This is a genomic window from Citrobacter sp. Cpo089 (assembly GCF_030332695.1).
Lineage (GTDB): Bacteria > Pseudomonadota > Gammaproteobacteria > Enterobacterales > Enterobacteriaceae > Citrobacter > Citrobacter portucalensis.
Genome location: NZ_JAOWHJ010000066.1, coordinates 42824 through 55406, shown reverse-complemented (window position 1 = coordinate 55406; position 12583 = coordinate 42824). Strand labels below are relative to the sequence as shown.

The 12583-nt window shown below is 51.5% G+C and carries 12 protein-coding genes and 2 tRNA genes; 7 read left to right on the top strand and 7 right to left on the bottom strand.

Translation table 11 applies throughout. The features are described 5' to 3' along the window. Positions 1–14 precede the first annotated feature (14 nt). From OGX92_RS15530 to OGX92_RS15500, 7 genes are all read left to right on the top strand, one after another. Positions 15–91 (top strand) — tRNA-Arg (locus OGX92_RS15530). 60 nt (positions 92–151) lie between these two features. Then, a tRNA-Arg gene (locus tag OGX92_RS15525) sits at positions 152–228 on the top strand. A gap of 252 nt (positions 229–480) precedes the next feature. After that, positions 481–1047: a fructose-1-phosphate/6-phosphogluconate phosphatase gene (gene yqaB / locus OGX92_RS15520; protein ID WP_003825960.1), complete on the top strand. Its 567-nt coding sequence runs from the start codon at positions 481–483 to the stop codon at positions 1045–1047. After that, positions 1044–1472 carry a YqaA family protein gene (locus OGX92_RS15515; RefSeq protein WP_003825961.1) on the top strand — a complete coding sequence of 143 codons (429 nt, stop codon included), beginning with the start codon at positions 1044–1046 and terminating at the stop codon, positions 1470–1472. The genes yqaB and OGX92_RS15515 overlap by 4 nt, the downstream gene beginning before the upstream one ends. A 77-nt stretch (positions 1473–1549) precedes the next feature. Next, positions 1550–3106 carry a glutamate--cysteine ligase gene (gene gshA / locus OGX92_RS15510; protein WP_008785615.1) on the top strand — a complete coding sequence of 519 codons (1557 nt, stop codon included), beginning with the start codon at positions 1550–1552 and terminating at the stop codon, positions 3104–3106. 149 nt (positions 3107–3255) lie between these two features. Then, positions 3256–3771 carry an S-ribosylhomocysteine lyase gene (gene luxS, locus OGX92_RS15505; RefSeq protein ID WP_003037312.1) on the top strand — a complete coding sequence of 172 codons (516 nt, stop codon included), beginning with the start codon at positions 3256–3258 and terminating at the stop codon, positions 3769–3771. A gap of 345 nt (positions 3772–4116) precedes the next feature. After that, a complete protein-coding gene (locus tag OGX92_RS15500) occupies positions 4117–5487 on the top strand; it encodes a carbohydrate porin (protein ID WP_286586760.1) in 1371 nt (456 codons plus the stop codon). 48 nt (positions 5488–5535) lie between these two features. Here the strand turns inward: OGX92_RS15500 and emrB are convergent, their stop codons facing one another. The 7 genes from emrB to proX all read right to left on the bottom strand — a co-directional run bounded on the left by emrB (position 5536) and on the right by proX (position 12569). After that, positions 5536–7074, bottom strand: a complete 1539-nt coding sequence (gene emrB, locus OGX92_RS15495; RefSeq protein ID WP_003825966.1) for a multidrug efflux MFS transporter permease subunit EmrB — start codon at positions 7072–7074, stop codon at positions 5536–5538. Positions 7075–7090: 16 nt separating this feature from the next. Next, positions 7091–8263 (bottom strand): multidrug efflux MFS transporter periplasmic adaptor subunit EmrA, encoded by a 1173-nt coding sequence (gene emrA / locus OGX92_RS15490; protein WP_003825968.1) that lies wholly within the window; start codon positions 8261–8263, stop codon positions 7091–7093. A gap of 129 nt (positions 8264–8392) precedes the next feature. Next, the gene (emrR, locus tag OGX92_RS15485) at positions 8393–8923 is read right to left on the bottom strand and encodes a multidrug efflux transporter EmrAB transcriptional repressor EmrR (protein ID WP_003037300.1); all 531 of its coding nucleotides are present in this window, start codon (positions 8921–8923) and stop codon (positions 8393–8395) included. Between the two features lie 90 nt (positions 8924–9013). Beyond that, entirely contained in the window at positions 9014–9349 is a 336-nt protein-coding gene (gene ygaH, locus OGX92_RS15480) for an L-valine transporter subunit YgaH (RefSeq protein ID WP_003825969.1), read from the bottom strand. After that, positions 9339–10076, bottom strand: coding sequence for an AzlC family ABC transporter permease (locus OGX92_RS15475; protein WP_003825971.1), 738 nt, complete (start codon positions 10074–10076; stop codon positions 9339–9341). Before OGX92_RS15475 ends, ygaH begins: the two co-directional genes overlap by 11 nt. 122 nt (positions 10077–10198) lie before the next feature. Beyond that, complete coding sequence (locus OGX92_RS15470; protein ID WP_191222233.1) at positions 10199–11383, bottom strand: MFS transporter; 1185 nt, start codon at positions 11381–11383, stop codon at positions 10199–10201. A 190-nt stretch (positions 11384–11573) separates the two neighbouring features. Then, positions 11574–12569: a glycine betaine/L-proline ABC transporter substrate-binding protein ProX gene (gene proX / locus OGX92_RS15465; RefSeq protein WP_286586757.1), complete on the bottom strand. Its 996-nt coding sequence runs from the start codon at positions 12567–12569 to the stop codon at positions 11574–11576. Between the last annotated feature and the right edge of the window lie 14 nt (positions 12570–12583).

Genomic DNA, 12583 nt, shown 5'->3' with positions numbered 1-12583 from the left:
GCAAGTTTCCCGATGCATCCGTAGCTCAGCTGGATAGAGTACTCGGCTACGAACCGAGCGGTCGGAGGTTCGAATCCTCCCGGATGCACCATCTCTTACTTGATATCGCTTATCACGGTATCAGTATCGGCAGTAAAGCAAGTTTCCCGATGCATCCGTAGCTCAGCTGGATAGAGTACTCGGCTACGAACCGAGCGGTCGGAGGTTCGAATCCTCCCGGATGCACCATCTTCTCCTAAATAACAGCGAAACTGTTGTTTCATGGTCTGCGAGATAATCGCGAACACCAGGGAGGATAACGTTGCTTCAGCAACGGCCCGCAGGGCGAACACGAGTGAGTAATCCTCCCGGATGCACCATCTTCTCCCTCCCTCTAAATCATTTCCACATACTCTCTGAACACCCCTCAATTCGCTGTCAGCGACAAAATCAATCAATTACGATAAAATAACGTCTGGTCACTCGGCTTGTGAGAAGACGATGTACGAACGTTATGCGGGTTTGATTTTTGATATGGATGGTACCATCCTGGATACCGAGCCTACGCATCGTAAGGCGTGGCATGAGGTATTGGGGCATTATGGACTACGGTTTGATGAACATGCCATGGTCGCCCTCAATGGCTCCCCAACGTGGCGTATTGCGCAGTCGGTAATTGAATTGAACCATGCCGATCTTGATCCTCATGCACTGGCACGTGAAAAAACCGACAAGGTGAGAAGCATGCTGCTGGATAGCGTCCAGCCTTTGCCGTTGGTTGATGTCGTGAAAGCCTGGCATGGTCGTCGTCCTATGTCGGTAGGTACGGGTAGTGAAAGCGCAATTGCAGAAGCGCTGCTCGCTCACCTTGGTCTGCGTCGCTATTTTGATGCTGTAGTCGCAGCCGATCACGTACAGCACCATAAACCGGCTCCTGATACGTTTTTGCTTTGTGCCGAACGTATGGGGGTTGTTCCGGCTCGTTGCGTCGTGTTTGAAGATGCCGATTTTGGAATACAGGCGGCGCATGCCGCGGGAATGGATGCCGTGGATGTCCGGTTATTGTGAGTGATGGACTGTCGCTCCTGTCACTGTTTGCCAGCAGTTTTCTCAGTGCCACGCTATTACCCGGTAATTCTGAAGTTGTTCTGGTTGCTTTGTTGGTCTCCGGGGTCAGTCATCCCTGGGTCTTAGTCTTAACAGCAACAATGGGTAATAGCCTTGGAGGGTTAACTAACGTTATCCTTGGGCGTTTCTTTCCATTGCGTAAAACATCGCGCTGGCAAGAAAAAGCCACTGGCTGGCTGCGGCGCTATGGCGCTGTCACACTATTATTAAGCTGGATGCCGGTTGTGGGGGATTTGCTGTGCCTGTTAGCCGGGTGGATGCGCATCTCGTGGGGCCCAGTTCTCTTTTTCTTATGCCTTGGCAAGGCGCTGCGCTATGTTGTTGTCGCAGCGGTTACGACACAAGGCATTATGTGGTGGCACTAATTGTGTTGTGGGATAGCCTTCAGGGTAACCAATACCATTATGCTAATTAAAACGATTTTGACAGGCGGGAGGTCAATTTGATCCCGGACGTATCACAGGCGCTGGCCTGGCTGGAAAACCATCCTCAGGCATTAAAGGGGATTCAACGTGGTCTGGAGCGCGAAACGCTGCGTGTTAATGCAGATGGGTCATTAGCAACGACAGGCCATCCTGAGGTGTTAGGCTCAGCGCTAACGCATAAGTGGATAACCACTGACTTTGCCGAAGCATTGCTGGAGTTCATTACTCCACCCGGTGACGACATTGAGAAAATGCTCACGTTCATGCGCGACTTACATCGTTATACCGCCAGAAACCTTGGCGACGAGCGTATGTGGCCGTTGAGCATGCCTTGCTATATTGCCGAAGGTCAGGATATCGAACTGGCGCAGTATGGTTCGTCGAATACCGGTCGCCTGAAGACGCTGTACCGTGAAGGCCTCAAAAACCGCTATGGCGCGTTGATGCAGACAATCTCGGGCGTCCACTACAACTTCTCGCTGCCTATGGCTTTCTGGCAGGCGAAATGCGGTGTAACCGAAGGTGAGGATGCTAAAGAGAAGATCTCCGCGGGCTACTTCCGTCTGATCCGCAACTACTACCGTTTTGGTTGGGTGATCCCGTATTTGTTTGGTGCCTCTCCGGCCATTTGTTCCTCATTCCTGCAAGGAAAACCAACAACTCTGCCGTTTGAAAAAACCGACTGTGGGATGTATTACCTGCCGTACGCAACGTCGCTGCGCCTGAGTGACTTGGGCTATACCAATAAGTCGCAAAGCAATCTCGGAATTACGTTTAACGATTTGCATGAGTATGTGGCAGGATTAAAGCGCGCGATTAAGACGCCTTCCGAGGAGTACGCGGCGATCGGTCTGGAGAAAGACGGTAAGCGTCTGCAAATCAACAGCAACGTTCTGCAGATTGAAAATGAGCTGTATGCGCCTATTCGCCCGAAACGCGTCACTCGTCGTGGAGAAACGCCATCAGATGCGCTTCTGCGTGGCGGTATCGAGTACATCGAAGTACGCTCGCTGGATATCAATCCGTTCTCGCCTATCGGCGTGGACGAGCAGCAGGTGCGCTTCCTCGATCTGTTTATGGTCTGGTGTGCGCTGGCTGATGCCCCGGAAATGAGTAGCGATGAATTGCTGTGTACGCGTAAAAACTGGAATCGCGTGATTCTCGAAGGGCGTAAGCCTGGGCTGACGTTAGGTATTGGCTGTGAAACAGCCCAGTTCCCGCTGCCTAAGGTTGGGAAAGATTTGTTCCGCGATCTGAAACGCGTGGCACAAACGCTGGACAGCATCGATGGAGGAGAGGAGTATCAGAAGGTCTGTGATGAACTGGTTGCCTGTTTTGACAATCCTGAACTGACTTTCTCTGCCCGGATCCTACGGTCTATGATTGATGAAGGCATTGGCGGCACGGGCAAAGCGCTGGGTGAGGCTTACCGAAATCTGCTGCGTGAAGAGCCGTTAGAAATAGTGCAGGAAGCTGAATTTATTGCTGAAACCGAGGCTTCAAAGCGTCGTCAGCAGGAGATCGAAGCGGCTGATACTGAGCCGTTTAGCGTGTGGCTGGAAAAGCACGCTTGATACAAAAGAAAAAGGCCACTCGGGAGTGGCCAAAATTTCATCTCTGAAAACAGGGATGATGATAACAAATGCGCGTCTTTCATATACTCAGACTCGCCCCGGAACAAAGAGTTCAGATTATTTTTAAAAAATTTATCGGAGGTGGCTAAATGCCGTTGTTAGATAGTTTTACTGTCGATCACACCCGGATGGAAGCTCCCGCGGTCCGGGTTGCAAAAACGATGAACACCCCGCATGGCGACGCAATCACCGTGTTTGATCTGCGTTTCTGCATTCCGAACAAAGAAGTGATGCCTGAGAAAGGTATCCATACGCTGGAACACCTGTTTGCAGGTTTTATGCGTAACCACCTTAACGGTAACGGCGTTGAGATTATCGATATCTCTCCGATGGGATGCCGTACCGGCTTCTACATGAGCCTGATTGGTACGCCGGACGAACAGCGTGTAGCCGACGCGTGGAAAGCGGCAATGGCGGACGTGCTGAAAGTACAGGATCAGAACCAGATCCCGGAGCTGAACGTTTACCAGTGCGGTACGTATCAGATGCACTCTCTTAGCGAAGCACAGGATATCGCGCGTCATATTCTGGAGCGTGATGTACGCGTGAACAGCAATGAAGAGCTGGCGCTACCGAAAGAGAAACTGCAGGAACTGCATATTTAGTCTTATTGATTAGCTGTTCCAGTATTTATATTAACCCCGGTTTATGTCCGGGGTTTTTTATTGCTTAATATAATGTGTGTTTATTATATTTGCGGTGGGAATATATTATAATTTAAGTGATACCTGACCTGTTAAATAATAAAATGTGATCTGGCAAACAGAATGAGGCGGATAATTAACGATGCCAGAGTGTATTGATCACATAAACTAAAAAACATAAATAATTAATAGAAAAACATAATGGAATACGCCAGATATCCGGGTAATAACAAGACTCTTTTAATAGCCGGTAGATAGGTTTTTTATCAAATCTTATCTGGTATACATTAAACTTTAGGGATGAAAATGAAGGCTAAATATTTGGCGCTGATGATCGGTGCTTGCTTTTCTCATAACCTTTGGGCAGCAAATAATATCACTATTGAGCAGCGTCTGGCTGAACTGGAGCAACGTGTTGTTAATGCCGAAAAACGGGCATCCGATGCTGAGGCGCAAATTCGCTCGCTGAAGCAGCAGCAGGTCACCGCTACGCCGACGGTGAATGTCCAGTCTGCCGAGCCGATTGCAGCAGGTGAAACTCCGCCTAAGCTGACATTATCCGGCTTCAGCGATATTAAGTTCTATGGCGATGTCGAATTTAATATGGATGCGGCAAGCCGTTCCGGTAGCCTGACATCGACGAGAACGTCAGCGAATAAAGATTGGGCACCAGGAACCAATGAACGCTGGGATATTAACGGACGCCTGTTGCTGGGCTTTGACGGCTACCAGCGGAAGGACAACGGTAATTTTGCAGGGTTCTCGGTACAGCCTCTGGCGGACTTGACCGGAAAAATGAACCTCGATGATGCCGTTTTCTTCTTTGGTCGTGAGAATGACTGGAAAATTAAGGTTGGTCGTTTTGAAGCCTACGATATGTTCCCGCTGAATCAGGATACGTTTGTTGAATATTCGGGGAATACAGCGAACGATCTCTACAGTGACGGTTACGGCTATATCTATATGATGAAAGAAGGACGGGGACGTAGCGACAGCGGGGGTAACTTCCTGCTGAGCAAAACCATCGACAACTGGTATTTCGAAGTTAACACATTGCTGGAAAATGGCAGTACGTTATATACCGAGAAGCAGTACCACGGAATGGATTTAACCAACGATAAAAACGTGGCTTACGTCCGTCCGGTTATCGCCTGGCAAAACGGGCGTTTTTCAACGGCGATAGCGATGGAAAGTAACGTCGTTAACAACGCCTACGGCTATTACCAAAATGGGACGTGGATCGATCAGTCAGATCGTACGGGCTATGGTTTTACCATGACCTGGAATGGTCAAAAAACGGACCCGGAAGATGGCGCAGTGATTAACCTGAATACCGCCTATATGGATGCGACCGATGAGACAGATTTTACCGCTGGGGTGAATGCGTTGTGGCATCGATTTGAACTGGGTTATATCTATGCGCATAACAAAATCGAAGCCTTCAATGCTACCAATATCGATGCCGTTTGTGAGGATGATTGCTGGATCACCGATCACGGCAATTATGACATTCACACTATTCATGCCTCATATTTATTCCCCAATGTGATGGATATGAAAAACTTTAACATCTACCTCGGCGCCTATGCTTCATGGGTAGAGGCCAATCCGAATAATGGTGATAACAGCGAAGATGCGCGTTACGGCGGGCGTCTGAGATTCAAATATTACTTCTGATTGTAGGTCTAATAAAAAAGGGATCCGCAGATCCCTTTTATCAGATAGTTAGTGTGCGCCACCGCCGCCGCCGCCCGCACCGAAGGGCGGTTTGGCGAACCACACCAGGCCAAGCAGGACCAGGAATATCCCCGCCGACATCCAGAAGATTTCGTTAGCGGAAATAATCAGCCCCTGATTGGTGATCTGCTGAGCTATCCAACCTGAAGCCTGCTGGTGCGTCATCCCTAAATCCTGCAGCTTATCGTACATAGCCTGTGCATTTGGGTTGTAGGGGTTAACAGATTCCGTTAGCTGAGCATGGTGCAGCGACTCGCGGTTCGTCCACATTGTCGTCGTAATCGATGTACCGATGGAACCTGCCAGCGTTCGCGTAAAGTTCGACAAGCTGGATGCCGCTGCCAGACGTTCAGGCGGTAAACCGGACAGCGTAATGGTGGTTAGCGGCATAAAGAAGCAGGCTACCGCGAACCCCTGAATAAACTGCGGCCAGGCCGATGCGCCAAAGTCCATACCCGGCTCGAACGTCCACGCACGCCAGTAGAAACAGACGGCGTACATAATAAAACTAAACGTCACCAGCCGACGCATATCCAGCTTGTGCGCGAAGCGGCCGATAATCGGCGACAGGATCACCGGAATCACCCCAACCGGCGCTGACGCCAGACCAGCCCAGGTTGCCGTATAGCCGTATACCTCCTGCAGCAGCTGCGGCAGCAGGACGATTGCGCCGAAGTAGAGCATATAGGCCAGACTGATACACAGACAGCCGATGGTAAAGTTGCGCGACTTAAACAGCGAGAGATCGACAATGGGGTGCTCGTCGGTAAGCTCCCAGACGATCAGGAAGCTGATAGCGACAACGGCGACCACCGTCAGGATGATAATCTCCTGCGAGGCGAACCAGTCCAGCTCTTTGCCGCGGTCGAGCATAATCTGCAAACTGCCGATACCGATGACCAGCAGTGCCAGACCAATGGCGTCAATGCGCCGCTGCTCGGTTTTGGTTTCCCGACCGCGCAGGGTTTGCAGGGTCATCAATACCACCACAGCCCCGATTGGCACGTTGATAAAAAATATCCAGCCCCAGTGATAGTTGTCGCTGATATAGCCCCCAAGAATAGGACCACATATCGGGGCAACAATCACCGTCATCGACCATAGCGCGAGGGCGATGGAACGCTTGGCGGGTGGATAGTTATTCAGTAACAGGCTCTGTGAAAGCGGAATTAATGGACCGGCAACAATACCCTGGATTACGCGGAAGAAAATCAGCATGTTCAGGCTGGTGGACATCCCGCATGCCCATGACGCAATGACGAAGGCGATAGTTGACCACATAAAGAGTCTTACTTCGCCAAAGCGTTTTGCCAGCCAGCCGGTGATCGGAATAGAGATAGCGTTCGCCACCCCGAATGAGGTGATCACCCAGGTTCCCTGGCTCAGTGAAGAGCCGAGGTTCCCGGCGATAGTGGGGATCGCCACGTTAGCAATGGTGGAGTCCAGCACCTGCATGAATGTCGCCAGGGACAGCGCGATCGTCATAATGACGAGCTGCGCGCCTTCCAGCGGTTTTTGCTGTTGCATCACACGCACCTTTGAATTAGCCCGCGTTGGCCCGCACGATCTCTTCGATCATCTTATTGACCGGAGCAAGGTTGATTTCACGTGCATTACTTTCTGATACCGGCGTGGTACGAACCTGGCTTGCCAGAATTTGTCCGTCACGATTTGAGGTATCTACCGTAACCAGCGTAGACAAACCAATACGTAATGGATGCTGTGCCAGTTGCTGTGCATCCAGTTCGATACGTACCGGCAGACGCTGGACGACTTTGATCCAGTTGCCGGTTGCGTTCTGCGCTGGCAGCAGGGAGAAGGCGCTGCCCGTACCCATATCGAGACCGACAACTTTACCGGTATATTTTACGTCATCGCCGTAAATATCGCTGATAACGGTCGCCGGTTGGCCGATACGCATGTGCGCGAGCTGTGTTTCTTTGAAGTTGGCATCTACCCACAGGTTAGTGGCCGGAACAACCGCCATCAGCGGCGTGGTTGGGCTAATTTGTGCACCAGGCTGTACGGCGCGACGGGATACATAACCGGTCATTGGGCTGACAATTCTGGTACGTTCCAGCGCCAGCCAGGCATTGCGCACTTCGGTAGCAGCCTGTTGCACAGCGGGTTGATCTTCCAGCTTGCTACCCAGAATCATCGCCTGGTTAGCATTATATTGTTGGATCGCGACATCAAGCTGGGCCTGAGCGCTGGCGACGGCATCACGAGCGTGTTGCAGCTCTTCGCGGCCAATCAGGTTGGCATTGCCCAGCGGAACTCGGCGATTAAAGTCGCTTTGTGCCTGCGCCAGTGCGGTTTTCTGCACTTCAATGCTTGCCTGTAACTGCTTGCTGTTGATCATCAACTGGTGCGTCTGACGCACGCTGGAAGCCAGCGCAGTTTTGGCTTTTTCAAATGCCTGCTTTGCGTCTGTCTGGTCGAGGGTGACCAGCACATCGCCTTGTTTTACAAAGTCAGTGTTATCAGCCCAGACTTTCGTCACGCTGCCTGATACCTGAGCCATGATTTGAACCTGGTTCCCTGCCACGTACGCATCGTCTGTCTCTTCGACATGACGAAGTACTAAAAACCAATAAATCCCATATGCCACGGCAATGATAATAAAGAGCAAGGTCAGAAGGAGCAGCATACTTTTACGTTTGCCATTCTTCTTGACCGGTTGCTGCGGGGTTTGAGTCTCCGCATTTGCGCTCATGTTGTTCTCCACGATCTTATTTTTTTCACATCGGCTGAGCCGACCTGTTTATCAGACAGGCCAGCAGTATGCGTGCTGGCCTGTCGGTTTTTTCATTTATAAATCTGGATTTCTGAGCGAGTCGGCGCGTTAGCGCAGCGCTTCTAACACCGCGCCATCCTGCTCCATCTGATCAAGACGGGTCAGAAGTTTACGGGTAATTTGCTCAAGCTGATCTTTTTCGGTGGTGCTAAGAGACGACCAGAGCTGATGCAGGCAGTTATGCTGAGGCGGTAACACCTCTTGCAAAAAAGCATGGCCTTTCTCGGTCAATTGCAGATGCAGACAGCGGCGATCGTTATCGCTTTCACGACGTTCGATCCAGCCACGTTTTTCTAACTCATCCGCAATGCGGGTAGCGTTAGTGCGTGACGAGCCAAGCGCGCAACTCAGTTCAGAAGGCTGAATACTGTGGTTTTCCTGAGACTCCAGCGTAATCAACGCCATAAACAACGTCTCGTTAATCCCTTGAGCTTTCAGCATCTTATTGCGGTTTTCCAGCAGCTTGCCCTGCATGTGCATGCATAGGCGAGTCAGAAGCACTTCCTGATAAGGGAACTCTTCGTAGCGGCTGGCGCGAAATTTTAGCATTTGTTCAATGGGCGTAAACGAACTATCCATTTGGGTATAACCTCATTAATTTCAGCCGATATAGTAACGACAGTGACAAATAAAGTAAATGTATTATTTCTTTAAAATGATTGTTTTTATCTATAAGCCAACAAGCATTTTCCAGGCTAATCCATAGCCCAGAGCACTCAGTAACGTTGGAATGATGATGCTGCGGGTCTTATAGAAGCTTGCGCCCAGTATGACAAACCCCACCAGCGTAGGCACGAACCGACGAGCGTCGTGCATCACTTCTGGCGCGGTAGACACCACCAGCAGGGCGCAAATAGATGCAATGCCAATAGTGTCGAGTAATATGCCTGTCGCGCCGCGCTTCGTCGGGCGAACATTGCCCACCCCAAGACGGAGTGGCAAATAGCGAAAACAGTAATTAACGCAGCCGACCAACAGGCCAAGTAGCAGAACCTCATAGCTCATCAGGACCTCCCTGCCAAAATGACTGGATGAGCGCCGTCAGGCATCCGCAGACAATACCTGCAAGGATAGCGGCAGGTATGGAAAACAGCATGACGCCAGCCAGCGCCCCGGCCAGGGAGGCAGTCACGCAGAGCGCTTGTTTACGTTGGAATGACGCGAGCAGGAAGCTCATAAACAGCGCCGGGAGCATGAATCCCAGTGCCGCTTCAACCGCCGGGTAATCCTTAAGTAAACCACTGCCGGAAAACGCGCCGATCACCGTACCAAACACCCAGGAGGCCCAGGAGCACAGTGCGATGCCGATCATCCAGTTTTCACTCCAGCGCCGATTATCCCGGACCAGTTTTGCCGTTGCGGCGGCAAAGACTTCATCGGTAAGGCCAAAAGCCCACAGTGCACTTTTGGGTTTACTCAGTCGCTGGGCTATTCGGCTGCGCAGGGAAGGGCCGTACAAAACATGGCGGACATCCATGGCCATGACGGTAAGGGCGGCGACCCACAGCGAACTGCCCGCAGCGAGCATGGTGGTAATGACAAACTGGCTGGCTCCCGCATAGATAATGCAGGAGAAAAAGACGCTTTCAACCGGCGTAAAGCCAAGGCGAGTGGCATTGAGACCAAATGCAAAAGCGACCGGAATATAGCTGATGACTATTGGCAGGCTGTCTTTGAATCCTTCTGTTAACGTTGCCGAACAGGATTCAGACTGGGGTACAGGGCTTTCCATAGGGTTATAGGTTTCATTACCGAAATTAATATAACTTGGTTCAATGAGTTATAACCTTAGCAGACTGATGGGCTCCTTAACACCCTGTGGAGCCCAATCAGCGGTAAACATGCACTATACGCTTAATTTACGGCTTCCTGACGGTGAAAACCTCGCCACCAGACCACCAGGTTGAGTATGGCAACGGTCGTACCTGCCAGACAAACTCCAGCCCACCCGGCATGCTGCCAGGCGGAGGCTGAAATCAGCGAACCCGCCGCTCCGCCAATAAAATAGCTGGTCATGTATCCGGCGGTCAGGCGATTACGCGCGTCAGGATGAATGCGATAGATAACCGTCTGGTTGGTGATGTGTACGCCCTGAACGGTGAGATCCAGCACCAGAATGCCGATAATCAGCATGGGGACGGAAGTGTGCCCAAGCCAAATAGCAAGCCAGGAGAGCAGCAGTAATAGCAGCCCCATAGTTGTGGTCAGGTGGGATTTACCCTTATCGGCAAAACCGCCTGCCGGACGTGCGCCTAATGCACCTGCGGCACCCGCCAGACCGAACAGACCAATCATGCCTTCTGAATAGTTAAACGGCGGTGCGGCGAGCAAAAACGCCATTGATGTCCATAGGATACTGAAATTGGCAAAGGTCAGACAGCCCAGCATCGCGCGGGTACGCAGCAGTTTATCGTGGATAAACAGGCTGAATACCGAACCCAGAAGTTGCGGGTAGTTAAGATGCGTTTCTGATTTCATCTTCGGCAGACCGCGCCACAGCGCAATCGCCATCAGCGCCATTAATACCGATGCCACCCAAAACACGGTGCGCCAGCCGCCCAAATTGGCCAGTAATCCCGCTACGGTGCGTGCCAGCAGAATGCCCAACAGCAGGCCGCTCATAATCGTGCCGACAACTTTACCGCGCTTGTCTGGCGTGGCAAGTGTCGCCGCCAGCGGAACTAAAATCTGTGCGACTACCGAGAACAGTCCGGTCAGAGCGGTGCCGAGGATCAGCATACTCAGTGACTGACTGCTGGCGGTAATCAGCATGCCACCAGCCGCGAGCAACGTCATGGAGACGATCAGCATCCGACGTTCGAACATATCGCCAAGCGGGACTAAAAACAGCAGACCAGCGGCGTAGCCGAGTTGGGCCGCGGTGACGATAAACCCGGCAGTACTGGCAGATAGCGAAAAGTTACGCGCAATGGTATCAAGTAGCGGTTGCGCATAATAGTTACTGGCGACGGCAAGGCCGGTGGCGATAGACATTAACAGGATCAGCGAAGGGCTAAGTCCCTGAGTGGTTTTCGTCATTGTTTTCAACTGAGTAATGGGTTGCAGAAAACAATCATAACGGAAGTGATTAAATGTTGCTGATTTGTTGAGTGATGGATTGTGCGATTGGGGGAAGGAGGATAGGCCGGATTAGGTGCATCTCGCCACCATCCGGCATTTATGCGGTTACAGGCCTGATGGCGCTACACTCATCAGGCCTGTGAGTGGATTATTTCTGCGCGGCCAGCGCTTCGTTCACCCAGCCGTCAAACTGCTGCTGGTGGGCTTTGATCCAGCCGTCAACGTGACCCTGCACGTCGGCTTCAGACGCTTTCCCGTCGTGCATCATTGCGTTCTGTGCGTTGATATCCGCCAGCGGCAGCTTCATGATGGCAAACAGTTTCGCCGCAGCCGGGTTTTTCTCCGCCCAGGCTTTATTGGCGACAATATGCATAGTGTTCACCGGGAAGCCGTAGTTGGCACCGTTTGGCAGTTTGGTATCAATATCTTTCTGCTCGCCTGGCAGGGAAGAGAACGGTACCTGCAGCCAGACCACATCTTTACCCGGCTTCATTACGTCGCTGACCCAGTACGGTGTCCAGGTGTAGTAAATAATGGGTTTACCTTCTTTGAAGCGGGTAATGGTGTCGGCCATCATCGCCGCATAGTTACCGTGGCTGACCTCGACGGTTTTTTCCAGATCGAAAGCTTTGTTCTGGTGGTTGATTACTGCTTCACAGCCCCAGCCCGGTGAACAGCCCATCATATCGGCTTTTCCGTCGCCGTTGGTGTCAAAGATTTTGGCGATCTTCGGATCTTTTAACTGGGCGATATTGGTGATTTTATACTGCTCAGCGGTTTTCTTGTCGATCAGATAACCCTGTGCGGCACCTGTAACGAATACCCCCTCGCGATAAAACTTTTTGTCTCCGCCCGCAGCGGCGTACATATCATCATGCAGCGGCTGCCAGTTCACGGCGGTAAAAGTTGCATCGCCAGAGGCAATGGAGGTATAGCCGACGTTGTAGTCAACTTCGCTGGTTTTGTTAACGGTGTAACCCAGTTTCTCCAGCGCACGGGCGACTAATTGCGTCTGGAAGGATTCTTCAGAGATAGTGCTCTGGATTGGCTGTACGGTGATGCCTTTGCCCGGCAGGTCGGCAGCGAAAGTGCTGGTGGAGACAAGGGTGGCAAACGCTGTGGCAATAATTACTTTCTGTCGCATCGTTGTTCCTTATT

What these genes read in the sequence shown, in the direction of transcription:
- yqaB (WP_003825960.1), top strand. Translation starts at nt 481, where the DNA reads ATGTACGAACGTTATGCGGGTTTGATTTTTGATATGGATGGTACCATC.
- luxS (WP_003037312.1), top strand. Translation starts at nt 3,256, where the DNA reads ATGCCGTTGTTAGATAGTTTTACTGTCGATCACACCCGGATGGAAGCT.
- OGX92_RS15500 (WP_286586760.1), top strand. Translation starts at nt 4,117, where the DNA reads ATGAAGGCTAAATATTTGGCGCTGATGATCGGTGCTTGCTTTTCTCAT.
- emrB (WP_003825966.1), bottom strand. Translation starts at nt 7,074, where the DNA reads ATGCAACAGCAAAAACCGCTGGAAGGCGCGCAGCTCGTCATTATGACG.
- emrA (WP_003825968.1), bottom strand. Translation starts at nt 8,263, where the DNA reads ATGAGCGCAAATGCGGAGACTCAAACCCCGCAGCAACCGGTCAAGAAG.
- emrR (WP_003037300.1), bottom strand. Translation starts at nt 8,923, where the DNA reads ATGGATAGTTCGTTTACGCCCATTGAACAAATGCTAAAATTTCGCGCC.
- ygaH (WP_003825969.1), bottom strand. Translation starts at nt 9,349, where the DNA reads ATGAGCTATGAGGTTCTGCTACTTGGCCTGTTGGTCGGCTGCGTTAAT.
- OGX92_RS15475 (WP_003825971.1), bottom strand. Translation starts at nt 10,076, where the DNA reads ATGGAAAGCCCTGTACCCCAGTCTGAATCCTGTTCGGCAACGTTAACA.
- OGX92_RS15470 (WP_191222233.1), bottom strand. Translation starts at nt 11,383, where the DNA reads ATGACGAAAACCACTCAGGGACTTAGCCCTTCGCTGATCCTGTTAATG.
- proX (WP_286586757.1), bottom strand. Translation starts at nt 12,569, where the DNA reads ATGCGACAGAAAGTAATTATTGCCACAGCGTTTGCCACCCTTGTCTCC.